This window comes from Pseudomonas sp. FG6 (genome assembly GCF_057809015.1).
The window spans coordinates 18,617-33,603 of the sequence record NZ_JBMDJD010000005.1; the positions used below are offsets into that span (position 1 = coordinate 18,617).

At 64.1% G+C, this 14,987-nt stretch carries 13 protein-coding genes; 7 read left to right on the top strand and 6 right to left on the bottom strand.

Translation table 11 applies throughout. The features are described 5' to 3' along the window. Positions 1-233 precede the first annotated feature (233 nt). The 3 genes from ACODSJ_RS04685 to ACODSJ_RS04695 all read left to right on the top strand — a co-directional run bounded on the left by ACODSJ_RS04685 (position 234) and on the right by ACODSJ_RS04695 (position 2,420). Entirely contained in the window at positions 234-659 is a 426-nt protein-coding gene (locus tag ACODSJ_RS04685; protein WP_489100616.1) for a heme-binding protein, read from the top strand. 269 nt (positions 660-928) lie between these two features. Next, positions 929-1,765 carry an AraC family transcriptional regulator gene (locus tag ACODSJ_RS04690; RefSeq protein WP_489100617.1) on the top strand — a complete coding sequence of 279 codons (837 nt, stop codon included), beginning with the start codon at positions 929-931 and terminating at the stop codon, positions 1,763-1,765. A gap of 52 nt (positions 1,766-1,817) precedes the next feature. Beyond that, complete coding sequence (locus tag ACODSJ_RS04695) at positions 1,818-2,420, top strand: LysE family translocator (RefSeq protein WP_489100618.1); 603 nt, start codon at positions 1,818-1,820, stop codon at positions 2,418-2,420. Between the two features lie 3 nt (positions 2,421-2,423). On the opposite strand, the gene ACODSJ_RS04700 is transcribed toward ACODSJ_RS04695, so the two are convergent. Continuing rightward, complete coding sequence (locus tag ACODSJ_RS04700; protein ID WP_489100619.1) at positions 2,424-3,374, bottom strand: class I SAM-dependent methyltransferase; 951 nt, start codon at positions 3,372-3,374, stop codon at positions 2,424-2,426. 170 nt (positions 3,375-3,544) lie between these two features. Further along, positions 3,545-4,225, bottom strand: a complete 681-nt coding sequence (locus ACODSJ_RS04705) for a murein L,D-transpeptidase catalytic domain family protein (protein ID WP_489100744.1) — start codon at positions 4,223-4,225, stop codon at positions 3,545-3,547. A gap of 162 nt (positions 4,226-4,387) precedes the next feature. Here ACODSJ_RS04705 and ACODSJ_RS04710 point away from each other — a divergent pair, with 162 nt between their 5' ends. From ACODSJ_RS04710 to ACODSJ_RS04725, 4 genes are all read left to right on the top strand, one after another. Further along, positions 4,388-5,950, top strand: a complete 1,563-nt coding sequence (locus tag ACODSJ_RS04710) for a L,D-transpeptidase family protein (protein ID WP_489100620.1) — start codon at positions 4,388-4,390, stop codon at positions 5,948-5,950. Between the two features lie 498 nt (positions 5,951-6,448). Further along, positions 6,449-9,010, top strand: coding sequence for a nitrite reductase large subunit NirB (nirB, locus tag ACODSJ_RS04715; protein ID WP_489100621.1), 2,562 nt, complete (start codon positions 6,449-6,451; stop codon positions 9,008-9,010). After that, positions 9,010-9,393, top strand: coding sequence for a nitrite reductase small subunit NirD (gene nirD / locus ACODSJ_RS04720; RefSeq protein WP_489100622.1), 384 nt, complete (start codon positions 9,010-9,012; stop codon positions 9,391-9,393). Before nirB ends, nirD begins: the two co-directional genes overlap by 1 nt. A gap of 202 nt (positions 9,394-9,595) precedes the next feature. Next, positions 9,596-10,036 (top strand): CBS domain-containing protein, encoded by a 441-nt coding sequence (locus ACODSJ_RS04725; RefSeq protein ID WP_489100623.1) that lies wholly within the window; start codon positions 9,596-9,598, stop codon positions 10,034-10,036. A 179-nt stretch (positions 10,037-10,215) separates the two neighbouring features. Here ACODSJ_RS04725 and ACODSJ_RS04730 read toward each other — a convergent pair whose 3' ends face one another. From ACODSJ_RS04730 to ACODSJ_RS04745, 4 genes are read right to left on the bottom strand one after another with little or no spacing between them, the layout of a single operon-like run. After that, the gene (locus tag ACODSJ_RS04730) at positions 10,216-10,680 is read right to left on the bottom strand and encodes a response regulator (protein WP_489100624.1); all 465 of its coding nucleotides are present in this window, start codon (positions 10,678-10,680) and stop codon (positions 10,216-10,218) included. Further along, positions 10,677-12,989, bottom strand: a complete 2,313-nt coding sequence (locus ACODSJ_RS04735) for an ATP-binding protein (protein WP_489100625.1) — start codon at positions 12,987-12,989, stop codon at positions 10,677-10,679. The genes ACODSJ_RS04730 and ACODSJ_RS04735 overlap by 4 nt, the downstream gene beginning before the upstream one ends. Then, positions 12,986-13,654 (bottom strand): response regulator, encoded by a 669-nt coding sequence (locus ACODSJ_RS04740; protein ID WP_489100626.1) that lies wholly within the window; start codon positions 13,652-13,654, stop codon positions 12,986-12,988. Before ACODSJ_RS04740 ends, ACODSJ_RS04735 begins: the two co-directional genes overlap by 4 nt. Continuing rightward, positions 13,651-14,835 carry a sensor histidine kinase gene (locus ACODSJ_RS04745; protein ID WP_489100627.1) on the bottom strand — a complete coding sequence of 395 codons (1,185 nt, stop codon included), beginning with the start codon at positions 14,833-14,835 and terminating at the stop codon, positions 13,651-13,653. The genes ACODSJ_RS04740 and ACODSJ_RS04745 overlap by 4 nt, the downstream gene beginning before the upstream one ends. Positions 14,836-14,987 lie beyond the last annotated feature (152 nt).

Below are 14,987 nucleotides of genomic sequence, written 5' to 3' on the forward strand. Positions count from 1 at the left end.
TCCATTAAGTCTCTTAACTAATTTGCTTGTCAATGTTTTGCTCATGAAAATGGATGTCTGGCGTATTTATGGATCCATTGAGTTGCGATGTGCATCGCTTCGGCTGGGTAGCCGCGCGCACTTACCTTCCATACAAGACGCTGAATTTCTGAATTTGTTGGCGCGGATTTCATCGAAGAACAAGACGGCGGGTCCGATCCCGGGCCTTTCTGCAGCACGGCACGGAGTGATTCATGAAAACCAAAACGGTACTCACGGAACAAGACGTTGCGCAATTGCTGGTGGTGGCCAAGGAAATCGCCCATCAGCGCCAGTGGGCTGTGTCGATCAGCGTGGTGGATGAGGGCGGGCATCCCCTTGGGCTGCTGCGCCTGGACGATGCTTCACCATTGTCGGCCTACATCGCCGGCGAAAAGGCCCGCACCGCCGCTGTGGGGCGGCATGACAGTAAGTTCTACGAGGACATGATCAACAGTGGCCGCTATGCCTTTCTCAGCGCCCCGCACCTGCAAGGCATGCTCGAAGGCGGCGTGATCATCCGCCATGACGGCCAGTGCATCGGGGCTGTCGGGGTGTCCGGCGTCAAGCCCGAGCAGGACGCCGAACTGGCCCGGCTGGCGGTGGAGACGGTGCAACAGGCCATCTCGCCGGATGCCTGAAAACACCAGGTCTAAACCGCCCTTTGTGGCGAGGGAGCTTGCTCCCGCTGGCCTGCGAAGCAGGCCCCGGCATTGCTTCAGGCAAATTGCATTGCCTGGCTTCACGACTGCTGCGCCCGAGGCGTCGGACCGGTCGAGCGGGAGCAAGCTCCCTCGCCACGGGTGCGCTGCGCCTGCGCTGGCGTCGCTCAGATCTGCACAAATCTTCCAGACGCAATCGCCCTGAACGGTTAACCTGCCCCAAGCGGATACACAAGATGGGGCAGGGCATGGCGACGCGTAACTGGATCGATCTCAAGCAGGACGCTACATCCGGCATCGAGACCGTGCGTGCGCATTTCGAGGGGCATGCCTACGATCCCCATTGGCACGACACCTACCTGGTGGGCGTGACCGAGCAGGGTGTGCAACAGTTTCATTGCCGTCGCCAGCAGCACAACAGCACGCCCGGCAAGGTGTTTTTGCTCGAACCCGGCGAACTGCACGACGGCAATGCGCCCCACGCCAATGGCTTCACCTACCGCACGCTGTACCTGGAACCGCAGTGGCTGGAGCGTGAGCTGCGTTCGCTGTTCGACGTGGCGCCGGACAATGCGCAGCTGGGTTTTGCCGCGACGCTGGCCGATGATGTGCGCCTGGCCAATGCCACCTCCATGGCATTCCAGAGCCTGCATGAGCAGGAAATCCGCATCGTGCGCCAGACCGCCCTCGACCACTTGCTGGGCAGCCTGACCGAGCATTTGCACTGGCGGGCGCGCATCGACCCTGATCCACGCCTGCCGTGGGTGGCGCAGCAGGCTCGCGATTACCTGCACAGTCACCTGAGCGAAGACATCGGCCTGGACGATCTGGCGCGGGTCACCGGCGTAGACCGTTTTCGCCTGAGCCGGGCCTTCAAGGCCGCGTTTGGCCTGGCGCCCCATGCCTATCTGATCCAGCTGCGCCTGGCCCGGGCCCGCCGTCTGCTGGCCAATGGCGAGAGCCCCGTGGTGGTGGCGGCCATGCTCGGCTTTGCCGACCAGAGCCACCTTGGGCGCTGGTTCAAGCGTGCCTATCGACTGAGCCCGGCGGACTACCGCAAGCGCTGCTCAAACGTTCCAGACTGAGCACGGCTTCGCAGGGATGATCCGGTATCGATCATCACCGGGAAGTCGTTCCATGGACCAGTTGCTGCCGTTTGCCTTGTTCGCATTTGTCGCCTCCATCACCCCCGGCCCGACCAACATCCTGGTCTTGAGCCACAGCTCGCGTTTTGGCCTGGCGACGACGTTGCCGATCATCCTGGGCGCCTGTGCAGCCGCTGCGTTGCTGGTGCTGCTGGTGGGCACCGGGTTGGGGGATGTGCTGGCGCGCCATGCCACCGTGCAGACCGTGCTGTCCTGGGCCGGCATCGGTTGGTTGAGCTGGATGGCCTGGCAGATTTTCAGCGCGCCGGCCCAGGCCATCGATCCTCAACGTCCGGTCGAAGGCCCGCGATTGGGGCTGGCCGGGGCGGCGGGATTGCAATTGGTCAATCCCAAGACCTGGATGATGGCCCTGGCGGTGGTCAGTGTGTTCGCCGGAACCGACGCCGACCGCACCGTGCGGGTGTTGTGGTTGTCGCTGGTGTTCTTCGCCATCTCGATTCCGTGCCTGATCACCTGGGCCTGCCTGGGGCGCGGGGCGGCGCGGTTCTGCCGTTCCGACGTGGCAATGAAACGGTTCAACCAGGTCATGGCGGTCTTGTTGCTGGGTTCGGCGTGGTTGACGCTGGCGGTGTAGCGGTCAGAGGACCGCTTCACCGCGCTTGAACACCAGTGCCTTGAGACCACATTGCTTGTCGGTGTCGGGGAACTCCGGCGGATTGGCCAGGCGCTGCTCGAAGATCATCCCCGGCGCTTCGCGCGTGACGCCCTCGATGAGGAAGTCCGAACCAGTGGCCGGGTCGTTGCTGCAGGCCAGCACCGTGCCCTGATCGGTGAGCAGCTCCGGCAGACGGCGCAGTACGCGCTGGTAATCCTTGGTCAGCAGGAAGCTGCCTTTCTGGAACGTCGGTGGGTCGATGATCACCAGGTCGTAGGGGCCGCTGTTGATCACCTTGCCCCAGGACTTGAACAAGTCGTGGCCCAGGAAGCTCACCTGGCTCAAGTCATGGCCGTTCAAGCGATGGTTGTCGCGACCTCGGCTCAGGGCCGCGCGCGACATGTCCAGGTTGACCACATGCCGGGCACCGCCGGCGATGGCCGCCACCGAGAACCCGCAGGTGTAGGCGAACAGGTTCAACACCCGTTTGCCGTCAGCGTTGGCCCGCACCCAGTCGCGGCCATAACGCATGTCCAGGAACAGACCGTTGTTCTGTTTCTTGCCCAGGTCGATCCGGTACTGCAGGCCACCTTCGGTCAGCGTCCACTCGTCGATGGGCTCGCCCACCAACCATTGAGTATCGCTGTGTGGCAGGTAACGGTGCTGCACGGCCAGCGTATGGGCCTGGCTCTGTTGCCAGGCTGGGGAACTGGCAAGGGCCAGCAGCGTCGTGATCAAGCCATCGAGTTGCGCGGGTTCCGGCTCCTTGAACAGCGACACCAGCACCACGCCTTGCAGCCAGTCGACAGTGATCTGCTCCAGGCCCGGCCAGCAGCGCCCACGGCCATGGAACAAGCGGCGGGTTTCTTCTGGAACCGACTCCAGGGCGGTCAGCAGATGGGCGTGAAGGGTTTGCAGGGCTACAGGATTCATCAGGCAACGCCAGGGATTCGAAAGGCCGGCATTTTAACCACTCGTTCATCCGCCGCAATCTCTGTGGCGAGGGAGCTCGCTCCCGCTGGACTGCGCAGCAGTCCCATCTTGTGAAGGTTCCGCACTGGAGCGTCAGTCCGGCCAAGCGGGAGCAAGGGGTTACCTAGTGGCTAGCCACCGCTGGTCGCTAGAGCGCTCGCCACCTGCTGCGGCTGGCAATTGAGATAGGCCGAACGCTTGAGCCAGCCCGGGTCCGGGTACCAGGAAAACATGAATTGCCCGCCCTTGAGCTTGTCGATCACCTGGCGCGCCACCTGTGGGCGGACGGCAGGGCAACCCTGGCTGCGGCCGATGCGTCCTTGGCGCGCGCTCCACAACGGGTTCACGTAGTCGGCGGCATGGATCACGATCGCACGGTCGCGGGCCTGGTCGTTGAAACCCGGCTCCAGGCCGTCCATGCGCAAGGAATAGCCGTGGGTGCCCTGGTAGCTTTCCTGGGTGCGGAACAGGCCCAGGCTGGACTGGTAACTGCCTTGGCGATTGGAAAACTGCGTGGCGAAGTTCTCGCCCGATTTCTGCCCGTGGGCCACCAGGTCGCGCAGCACCAGCTTCTTCTGGCGCAGGTCAAAGATCCACAAGCGACGGGCCGTGGAGGGTTGCGAATAGTCGATTACCGCCAGGTGCCGGGCTTGGGTTGCGCCATTGGCGATGGCGCACTGCATGGCGCTCAAGGCACTTTTGAGCGCCAGGGGATTGAGTTCCGGCGCGGCGTGGGCGAGGCTGTTGTAAAGCTGTTGGGGATTGGCCTTGTCGGCCAGCGCAGGCGTGCTGACCAGGCCCAGGCCAGTCATCAGCAGGCAGAGCCGGCACAACAACCGCAGGCCCGATGAAATATTTCTGCGGTGGTGTTCGTTTGCGGCATCCCGTCCGAGTTCGTTTGTGTGCATGATGGCGGGTCGTACCTGTCGCAAAGTTCACCGTCAGCGAGACGGCTATGGAGTGGAGTAAAGCAGTTGTTCAAAAAGTCCGCATGTTACCTGAGCCTTTTATTGCTCACGGCGCCATTGGTCGCCACGGCCGAGGACAGCGATCTGACCCCGGTGCAGAGCACCCTGGCGCAATTGACGGTCGCATGCCCTGGAATGGCCGTGGGTGTCGGCTTTCCGACGGTCCCCGACCTGCAGGCGTTCTACGAGCAAAACGCAGGCCAGCAAGTCTGGTCGGAAGACGAACGGCGGATGGCGTTGCAGGTCCAGTTGCAACAATTGGCCGACGACGGCCTGGATCCGACGCACTATAGCCTGCCGGCCGAAGGGGCAGTCCAGGACGCCCATTGTCTCGACATCGCCATCAGCCAGCGCTACCTGCACGCCTTGCACGACCTGCGTTTCGGCTACTTGCCTCAAGACGGATTGGAACCGGTGTGGAAGGCCAACCCGCAGCCACAGGACCAGCAGGCCGTGGTGCTCGCCATCGCCGTACCGGGGGTGCAGAACGTGGCCGGCGCCTTCGACCAGGCGCGCCCACGCCTGGACCTGTATCGCAACCTGCGCGCGCTCTATGCCCAACTGCGGCAGCAGCCGTTATCCGTTTGGCAACCGGTGCCGGGCGGTCCGCTGCTGCAACCGGACAAGCAGGACGCTCGCGTCCCGGCCCTGGCCCAGCGCTTGTTCAACGAAGGCTACCTGAGCACGCCGCTGCCGCCTGTCGATGAGCATTACAGTCCGGAACTGGTGCAAGCGATGAAAAGCTTCCAGCTCCATCATTCGCTGCAAGCCGATGGCGTGGTCGGGCCCTGGACGGTGACCGAACTGAACATCAGCCCGGCGATGCGCCGCGAGCAACTGCGCATCAACCTGGAGCGCATGCGCTGGCTGGCCCAGGACCTGGAGCCCGACAGCGTGCTGGTCAACGTCGCGGCTGCACAATTGACCGTCTACCAGGGCGGCGCGCCGATCTGGCAGACCCGCACCCAGGTCGGGCGGGCACAACGGCAGACACCGTTGCTCAAGTCCCATGTGACCCGGCTGACGCTCAATCCGACCTGGACCGTTCCTCCCACCATCATGCGGGAAGACAAGTTGCCCGAGATCCGCCGTGATCCCGAATTCCTCGAACGTCAGAACCTGCGCATCCTCGACCGCGAAGGGCTGCCGTTGGCCGCAGCGGACATCGATTGGGAACACCCGGGCGACCTCATGCTGCGCCAGGACCCCGGGCCGAAGAACCCGCTGGGCAAAATGGCGATCCGTTTTCCCAACCCGTTTTCCGTCTACCTGCACGACACCCCCAGCCAGGCGCTGTTCAGCAAAGGCCCGCGGGCGTTCAGTTCAGGTTGCGTGCGGATCGAACAGGTGATGCATCTGCGCGACCTGTTGGTCAGTCCGGCCGAACGCGAGCGCACGGACACGTTGCTGGCCAGTGAGCAGACCCATGAGTTCAGGCTGTCCAGGCCCGTGCCGATCCTGTTGGGTTACTGGACGGTGCAGGCTGACAGCCAGGGCCAGGCGGTGTACATCCCGGACATCTATGATCGTGACCCCACGCTGTCTGCCGCCCGTGGTCGAGCGCTCTGAGCGCGAGCCTGCGCGATGACGTCAGCATAATCAACACCTGAGTGGTTGTAGGCGCCACGGCCGGCGCCGCGGGTCGCTTGTGCAGCGTTGCACTTTTATGAAGCCGCAGGCGCAAGGGTCGCACCATCGCAAGGCAGTTGGCGTTGCTGGTGAAACCTCGGCTGGCGCAAGTCGGCTTGCGGTGACCGGGCCGTCGTCTTCGCGAGCAAGCCCGCTCCCACAGGGGCTTGTCGGCGAATAAGCGGTTGTGGATAGAGAGCGAATGGGGTTTGGCACGCTCGCTGCAAGAGGCTGGGCAGGCCCACCGCGAACACCGTCGAGTGGGCAGCCCCGTCGGTCAACGAAGATCGAGTGCCAGCAGGCCGGGGGACAACGGTAGATCGTGGCGCAGTCGCCGGATCGATACCGCACAGAACAGGCAAAGACGCCTGGAACCGCAAGGTTTCAGGCGTCTTTTTTTTGCTTTCAAAATCGTGATGGGCTTTTGTCGGGTGCTTTATGAATTCCAACGTTGCGTCTCTGAACAAGCTGCAAACGCTGATCGTGATCGGCAATGGCATGGTCGGCCATCACTGCGTCGAGCAACTGATCGAACGCGGCGCGCTCAGTCATTACCGCGTGCATGTGTTCAGCGAAGAGCCAATGCGGGCCTATGACCGCGTGCACCTGTCCGAATATTTCTCGGGCCGCGATGCCGAGTCCCTGGCCCTGGGCGAAGCCGCGTTGTACCAGACCCCCGGCGTCACGCTGCACCTGGGCGTACCGGTGTTGGAAATCGACCGCCAGGCGCGTGAAGTCGTCACCGCTCGGGAGCGCGTCAGCTACGACAAGCTGGTGCTCGCCACCGGTTCCTATCCGTTCGTGCCGCCGATTGAAGGCGCCGAGGGCGATTCGTGCCTGGTCTATCGCACCCTGCAGGACTTGGACGCGATCCGCGCCGCGGCCTGCAACGCCCGCCGTGGCGTGGTGGTCGGTGGTGGCCTGCTGGGCCTGGAAGCGGCCAATGCCCTCAAGACCCTTGGCCTGGAAGCCCATGTGGTGGAATTCGCCCCACGGTTGATGCCGGTGCAGTTGGACACCCAAGGCGGCTTGGCCCTCAAGGCGCGCATTGAAAAACTGGGCGTCGGCGTGCACCTGTCCAAGGGCACCCAGTCCATCAGCGCCGGTGAGCAGTACCGCTATCGGATGAACTTCGGTGACGACGACTTCCTGGAAACCGACCTCATCGTGTTTTCCGCCGGGATCCGCGCCCAGGATGCCCTCGCGCGCCAGAGCGACTTGCAGATCGGCCCGCGTGGTGGCGTGGTGATCGACGACCATTGCCAGAGCAGCGATCCGGACATCTACGCCATCGGCGAATGCGCCGCCTGGAACGGCAGTATTTTCGGCCTGGTCGCCCCGGGTTACCAGATGGCCCGCAACGTCGCCGCCCGGCTGTGTGGGCAGAGCGCTGAGGCGTTTACCGGCGCCGACATGTCGACCAAGCTCAAGTTACTCGGCGTGGACGTCGGCTCCATCGGCGATGCCCATGGCAACACGCCGGGTTCGCGCAGCTTCCAGTTCATCGACGAAACCAGCGCCAGCTACCGGCGACTGGTGGTGGACGCCGACGGCAAGCGTGTGATCGGCGCGGTGCTGGTGGGCGACAACAGCTACTACGACACCTTGCTGCAATACATGCAGAACGCCATCGCGTTACCCAAGGACGCGGCCAGCCTGATCTTGCCGTCGTCCGAAGGTGCGCCGACCCTGGGTCCGGCGGCACTGCCCGCTGCCGCAACCATCTGCTCGTGCCACAACGTCACCAAAGGCTCGATCTGCTCGGCCATCGACGGTGGCTGCACCGATCTGGGCCAACTCAAATGCGACACCAAGGCCGGCACCGGCTGCGGCGGTTGTGCGGCCCTGGTCAAGCAAGTGTTCGAGCACGAGCTGGTGGCCCGCGGCGTGAGTGTCGACAAGAGCCTGTGCGAACACTTCGCCTACACCCGTCAGGAGCTGTATGCCCTGGTGCGCGTGGAAGGCATCATCAGCTTCGCAGAACTGCTGGCCAAGCATGGTCGCGGCCACACCGGTTGCGACCTGTGTAAACCGGCAGTGGGCTCGATCCTGGCGTCCTGCTGGAATCAGCCGATCATGGACCCGTCCCTGGTGCCGTTGCAGGACACCAACGACACCTTCATGGCAAACATGCAGAAAAACGGTACCTATTCGGTGGTGCCACGGATCGCCGGCGGCGAAATCACCGCCGACAAACTGATCGCCATCGGCGTGGTCGCCAAGAAATACGACCTGTACACCAAGATCACCGGCGGCCAGCGCATCGACCTGTTCGGTGCCCAGTTGCACCAGTTGCCGGACATCTGGGCCGAGCTGATCGAGGCCGGGTTCGAAACGGGCCATGCCTACGGCAAATCCACGCGCACGGTGAAATCCTGCGTGGGCAGCACCTGGTGCCGCTACGGTGTGCAGGACAGCGTACAAATGGCCCTGACCCTCGAGGACCGCTACAAAGGCCTGCGCTCACCGCACAAGCTCAAGTTCGCGGTGTCCGGTTGCACGCGCGAGTGCGCCGAGGCCCAGAGCAAGGACGTCGGCGTGATCGCCACCGAGAAGGGCTGGAACCTCTATGTCGCCGGTAACGGCGGCATGCGTCCGCGTCACGCCGAGCTGTTCGCCACCGACCTGGATGACGCCACGCTGATTCGCTACATCGACCGCTTCCTGATGTTCTACATCCGCACCGCCGACAAGTTGCAGCGCACCTCGGTGTGGCGTGAAAGCCTGGAGGGCGGCCTGGACTACCTCAAGGACGTGATCATCCACGACAGCCTGGGCCTGGGCGCCGAGCTCGAAGCGCAGATGCAGCTGGTGGTCGACCGCTACGAATGCGAATGGGCCAACGCCCTCAAGGATCCGGACAAACTCAAGCGTTTCCGTACCTTCGTCAACGATGGCCGCAGCGACCCGGATGTTCATTTCGTCCGCGAGCGCGGCCAGCGCCGGCCGGTTCATGCCGGCGAACTCCACCTGATTCCCGTCACCGAGGAGGTGCTCTGATGAGCCAGTCAAACGTCGTTCGTATCACTCGTGAAGTCGCTCAAGAACCGTTGCAATGGCGCGCCCTGTGCAGCCGCGAAGACCTGGTGCCCAACTCCGGCGTGGTCGCCTGGCACGATGGCAGCCAGGTGGCGTTGCTGTACCTGCCCGAGCAGCAGGACAAGCCGCTGTACGCCATCGACAACCGCGACCCGAAATCCGGTGCGAATGTCATCGGTCGTGGCCTGCTGGGCAGCATCAAGGGTGACTTGGTGATTGCCTCGCCGATGTACAAGCAACATTTCCGCCTGGAAGACGGCCATTGCCTGGAATACCCGGAGCAACGCTTGCGGGTCTGGCCGGTGCGGCTCAATGGGGATGTGGTGGAGATTGGCGAAGACTGAAATAGCTGCCCGAAATTGACACACACCCGTGGCGAGGGGATTTATCCCCGTCGGGCTGCAAAGCAGCCCCAAAACCTGACGATGCAGCGTGTCGGTCCTATCGATGGGGGCGCTTCGCGCCCCAGCGGGGATAAATCCCCTCGCCACAGGGTTGTGGGTGGCTCGTGGATTGTTGTTGGTTAACTGAAGTTGGGGATTAGCAATGAAAACCGCCGCTCAACTGGTGAGACTCAAAAGTGTGCAGAACCAGCAGGTGCACAGCATCGCACCGGAGCAGACCGTGCTCGAAGCGCTGCAACTGATGGCCGAGAAAAACGTCGGTGCGCTGCCAGTGATCGAAGGCGGCCAGGTGGTGGGGGTATTCAGTGAGCGCGACTACGCGCGCAAGATGGTGCTCAAGGGACGGTCTTCGGTGGGCACACCGGTGCGCGCCATCATGAGCGCCCCGGTGATCACCGCCGACAGCCAGCAAAGCATCGATCGCTGCATGGAAGTCATGACCGACAACCACCTGCGGCATCTGCCCGTCCTGGATAACGGCCAGCTGATCGGCTTGTTGTCGATTGGCGACCTGGTGAAAGAGGCGATTGTCGAGCAGGCGAACCTGATCCAGCAGTTGGAACATTACATTCGCGGGCATTGATGGCCGCGCTGTACAGTTCCCGCTACAGCTACAGCTACAGCTACAGCTACAGCTACAGCTGTCGTGGCGAGGGAGCTTGCTCCCGCTGGGCTGCGAAGCGGCCCTCGCTTCTGCGGTCGCTACGCCCGAGGCGCCGGACCGACCGAGCGGGCGCAGCTCACAGGGGACTGCATGCACTTCTAGATGGAGTCGGCCGTTCGATGCTGGCGCAACAGTTCGATCTGCTGGGAGGGGATCAACTCGCGCAATGCCTTGTAGAGCGCGCGGGTTTCCAACAGGTTCCAAATGCGCAACATGGTTTCCAGGGCATCCAAAGGCTTGCTGATGAAGTCCCTGGCGCCGAGGGCGAGGGCGCGCAGGCGGGTGTCGCGGGTCGCGTCGGCGGTGAGCACTAGGATCGGCAGGTAATCGTTGGGCGGGATGCGCCGGTTGAGCTGCTCCAGTACGGCGAAGCCGTCGAACGCCGGCATATGCAGGTCGAGGATGACCAGGTCCGGCTCGAAGCTGTTGAACAGGTCGAGGGTGCGCAACGGCTCGGTGCTGCTCAGCACGTTATGCAAACCCTCACGAGCCAGCAATTGTTCCATCAGGTCCAGGTTGGGGCGCTGATCGTCGACGATCAGGATGCGCAAGTCGCGATTCATGCGGGCTCCGGCAAGTAGTGTTCAAGGTGGCCCAGGAAAGCCTGGATATGAATGGGCTTGGTCAGGATTGCCGTAGCGCCGGCGTCGTACAGGGCGCGGTGAGTCAGGTCGCTGGCATCGGCGGTGATCATCAGCACGGGCGTGGACGCGGTGACCTCGCATTGACGCAGCCGGCGCAGGACTTCCAGGCCTTCCAGGTCCGGCAGGCTGACATCCAGCAAGACCAGTTGCGGGCCATGCTGGCGAGCCAGGTCCAGGCCCATCTGGCCTTGCATGCTCGACAGCAACTGAATGCCGGGGCGGCGTTGCATCAAGGTCTCGATCAGCGCGAGGCTCGACAGGTTGTCTTCGATGCACAGGACTTTGCCGTGATACTCGACGGGTGGGCGCGGTTGTGCCAGGGCCGTGATGGCCGGCAGGTGCGTGTCGCTCACCTGGGCTGCGGGCAATTGCAGGGTGAAGCAGCAACCTTGTCCCGGCTCGCTGCGTACCTCGAGGGTGCCTTGCATCATTTCCAGCAAGCTCTTGCTCAGGGACAGGCCCAGGCCAGTGCCTTCGACCTCGGGATCGGCCCCGAGCCGTTCGAAAGGCTTGAACAATTGTTCCAGCTGTTCAAGGGCAATGCCATGGCCCGTGTCACTGACGGCGATGCTCACCCGTTGGCCCTGGGCGGCCACGGCAACGCGGACTTCGCCACCGGGCCGGTTGTACTTGATAGCGTTGGACAGCAAGTTGAGCAGCACCTGCACCAGGCGCTGGCGATCGGCAAGCACACCGCTGCCGTCTGCCAGCGTGGGCAGGCCTGCGAGGTGAATGCCGGCGTCGGCGGCCATGGGCGATACCAGCGTCAGGGCCTCGTGCAATACGCTCGATAGGGCAATCGGCTCGATGTTCAGCGGCAGGCGACCGGCCTCGATCCGGGCGATGTCCAACACTTCGTTGATCAGCGCCAGCAAATGCTGGCCGGCCCGGAGGATGTGACTGACCTGGGGCCGCTGGCCCGCCGTGGAGTCCATGTCCAGCAACTGCGCAAAGCCGAGGATGGCGTTCAACGGGGTGCGCAATTCGTGGCTCATACGCGAGAGGAATTCACTCTTGGCCCGGCTGGCACTTTCCGCTTCTTCGCGGGCCGTGCCCAGGGCGATTTCGGCGGCGCGCCGGTCGGTGATGTCCCGGGTGATCTTGGAAAATCCGCGCAAGGCCCCGGTGCTGTCGTACTGCGCCGTGATGACCACGCTGGCCCAGAAGCGGCTGCCGTTCTTGCGACAACGCCAGCCTTCTTCCATGTAGTGACCGTCGCGGGTGGCTTCGCGCAGGGCCATGTCCGGGTGCGCGGGGCATTCCTCGGCCAGGTAGAACAGGGAAAAATGCTGGCCGAGAATCTCCTGTTCGGTGTAGCCCTTGATGCGTTCGGCGCCGGCGTTCCAGGTGGTCACGTAGCCCTTGGCATCCAGGGCGAAGATCCCGTAGTCCTTCACGCCGTCGATGATCAGCCGCAAGCGCTCCTCGTTGTCGCGCAGGGCGCGCTCGCGTTCGGCAAGCAGTTGCCCGGCCTCCACCAGACGGGTGCCGAGTTGGCCGATTTCATCCTGCTCCGGGGGTTGCGGCAACAAGGGTTGGCCCAGCGCCAGGCGTTGCGCGTTGCCTTGTACCTGTTGCACCCGGGCGACGATGCCCTTGGACAGGAACAGCACTGCGACAATGGCGCCCAGCAGTCCGCACACCGCGGCCAGCAAGGTGGCGAACAACAAGCGCATGCGCGTGGCCGAGGCGGCGGCGCTGCGCTCGGCCAGCAAACCGTCCTCGCGAATGCGCATGGCGCTGATCTGCTCGCGCAGCACATCCAGCACCTGTTTGTTTTCGATCAGGATCCGGGTGATGGCCTCGGGGTCGTCGTGCTTGCCGTTGCGCAGCGCGACTAAGCCGTCGAGTTTGTCGGCGATCAACGGCATGATGGTCTTGAGGTGCTCGCGCATCCGCGCATCGCGAATGTTCTGGTCCAGCCGTTGCAACGCCGCGTGGATCAGGGGCGTGGCCTGCTCGTAGCTGGGCAGGAAATCCTCGCGCCGGGTCAAGAGGTAGCCACGCACGCTGGCTGCCGCTTCGGCTAGCAGGGTGTGCACCGTCTGGATATCGCCCTGGACCAGCAGGACCCGGCGCACGTCTTCTTCGGCGCGAGCGGTCTGGCGTTCGGTGATGTAGATCAGCACCAACGACAGCAGCAGGACCACCAACGGCAGGGAAATTACCACCAGCGCCTTGCCGCGCAAGGGCAGGTCGGCCCAACGACGGGCAGCCAGGAACCTCATGGCCATTGTCCGGCAGGTTGCGCGACCAAGCCCAGGGCAACACCGCGCACCGCCGCCTGGGTCCGGTCGGCAGCGCCCAGTTTGCCAATCACCCGCTCCACATGGGCCTTGGCGGTGCCGGGGGCGATGCCGAGTTTTTCGCCGATTTCACGGTTGCTGAAGCCGCCGGCCACCAGTCCCAGCACCTGGCGCTCCCGGCTGGTCAGGGCCTGGACCGGCGTCGCGCCCTTGGCACCACGCTCGGCCATGCGGCGCAGCAGGCGCGCGCTGACCGAACTGTTCAACGCCTCTTCACCCAAGGCGACCCGCCTGAGTGCGTCGAGCACTTCGTCGCGGCTGGCATCCTTGAGCAGATAACCGACCGCGCCCGCACCGATGGCGGCTTCCAGGTGGTCGGGGCTGTCGTCCATGGTGAAGATCACCACTTTGATCGCGGGCTGGCGCTGCTGCAGGATGCGCGCCGCGCCCAGGCCGTTGAGCACCGGCATGCGAATGTCGAGAATGGCGATGTCCGGCTGCAAGCGCTCGCACAATTCGAGTGCTTCCTGGCCGTCGCTGGCCTGACCGACGACTTCGAACCCCGGGTTGCCGGCGAGCATGCTGACGAACCCGGTGCGGGTGACTTCGTGGTCATCGGCCAACAACAAGCGTAAAGGCGCGGTCATGGGTGGACTCCGTGGGTCGGCAAAGGGACGCGGGCGAGCAACCGGGTGCCGGTGCCGGGCTCGCTGACGCAGGAAAAGTGGCCGCCCAGCAGGCTGGCTCGTTCCTGCATCGCCGCCAGTCCCAGGTGGCAGGTACCATTGCGTTCAAGCGGCGGCTCCAGGACAAACCCCCGGCCATCGTCCTCGACCCGCAGCGAGGCTTGCGCGTCATCCACCATCAGGCTCAGGTGGATGTGCCGGGCCCGGGCATGCTTGAGGATGTTGTTGATGCCCTCCTGGGCGATGCGGAACAGGGCGATCTCTACGTTCCCCGGCAGGCGAGCGGCGCTGTGCTCGGACCAGTCCACCACCAGGCCCGCCTCGCGCAAGCGATCGGCCTCCTTGTCGACGGCCTTGTACAGGCCAAAATCATCCAGTACGTGGGGGCGCAGGCCGCCGATCAATCGTCGGCCTTCACCGACGCTGCCTTGGGCCAGGTCGAGAATGCTCTGCAACTCAGTTGCCAGTGCGGGCGGTAGCGACGGGCAGCGACCGGCGAAGCCTTGCAAGCGCTGATGCAGGCCGGCCAGGTTCTGCGCCAGGCCGTCATGCAGGTCGTAGGCCACGCGCTTGCGTTCGTCCTCCTGGGCGCTGAACAAACGGTGGACCAGCTCGGACATGGTGCGCTCGCGGGCCTGGAGCGTTTCGAGCAGGCGGCTGTTCTCCTGGTGCGCCGCCAACAGGGTCGCGAGCAGTTGCAGCGACTCGATGTCTTCCTGATCCGGCGCGCCGAGGACCACGCTGTTGGCCAGCAGCAACGCGCCGAACTCCACGCCGTCGGAGGCTCGCAACGGAACCCGCAAGACCTGGGGCAGGGCACTGTCGGAAGACTCCAGCCATTGCGGGCCGGGCGTCGACGGCAGCGCCCGGCTGGCGAGCAGCTTGAGTCGCTCCGCGCTGCCGTGGCTGGCGAGGGTGCACAACGCCTGATCAGACGCCCATTCGAGCAGCAGGCCGTGGTCCATGGCCATGAACGCGCAGGCCCGTTGCAACGCTCGCTGACGCATGGTCGCCAGCGGCAACTGCGTCAGCTCATGGCCGGTACCCAGCAACAGGCCCAGGCGCGCTGCTCGGTTCTGCGACTGGCGGTACTGGGTACGGATGGCCAGGGCGCTGCCAGGGTCATGAGGAGGGCTTTGCATGGGAACTCCAGCGTGAAAGGGGACCGGTCCGGTTCTCGGCGGGCCATTAGACCGTGTCAACGACATCGGGCCTATCTGCCGAACGGCATAGGCAATGCGCACCGGTTGGCCGATGGCGCACGCCGCGTGGGCCGGCAAAGTGCAGGCATTGA

What these genes read in the sequence shown, in the direction of transcription:
- ACODSJ_RS04700 (WP_489100619.1), bottom strand. Translation starts at nt 3,374, where the DNA reads ATGAATCCTGTAGCCCTGCAAACCCTTCACGCCCATCTGCTGACCGCC.
- ACODSJ_RS04695 (WP_489100618.1), top strand. Translation starts at nt 1,818, where the DNA reads ATGGACCAGTTGCTGCCGTTTGCCTTGTTCGCATTTGTCGCCTCCATC.
- ACODSJ_RS04725 (WP_489100623.1), top strand. Translation starts at nt 9,596, where the DNA reads ATGAAAACCGCCGCTCAACTGGTGAGACTCAAAAGTGTGCAGAACCAG.
- ACODSJ_RS04705 (WP_489100744.1), bottom strand. Translation starts at nt 4,225, where the DNA reads ATGACTGGCCTGGGCCTGGTCAGCACGCCTGCGCTGGCCGACAAGGCC.
- ACODSJ_RS04735 (WP_489100625.1), bottom strand. Translation starts at nt 12,989, where the DNA reads ATGAGGTTCCTGGCTGCCCGTCGTTGGGCCGACCTGCCCTTGCGCGGC.
- ACODSJ_RS04690 (WP_489100617.1), top strand. Translation starts at nt 929, where the DNA reads ATGGCGACGCGTAACTGGATCGATCTCAAGCAGGACGCTACATCCGGC.
- ACODSJ_RS04730 (WP_489100624.1), bottom strand. Translation starts at nt 10,680, where the DNA reads ATGAATCGCGACTTGCGCATCCTGATCGTCGACGATCAGCGCCCCAAC.
- nirB (WP_489100621.1), top strand. Translation starts at nt 6,449, where the DNA reads ATGAATTCCAACGTTGCGTCTCTGAACAAGCTGCAAACGCTGATCGTG.
- ACODSJ_RS04740 (WP_489100626.1), bottom strand. Translation starts at nt 13,654, where the DNA reads ATGACCGCGCCTTTACGCTTGTTGTTGGCCGATGACCACGAAGTCACC.
- ACODSJ_RS04745 (WP_489100627.1), bottom strand. Translation starts at nt 14,835, where the DNA reads ATGCAAAGCCCTCCTCATGACCCTGGCAGCGCCCTGGCCATCCGTACC.
- ACODSJ_RS04685 (WP_489100616.1), top strand. Translation starts at nt 234, where the DNA reads ATGAAAACCAAAACGGTACTCACGGAACAAGACGTTGCGCAATTGCTG.
- nirD (WP_489100622.1), top strand. Translation starts at nt 9,010, where the DNA reads ATGAGCCAGTCAAACGTCGTTCGTATCACTCGTGAAGTCGCTCAAGAA.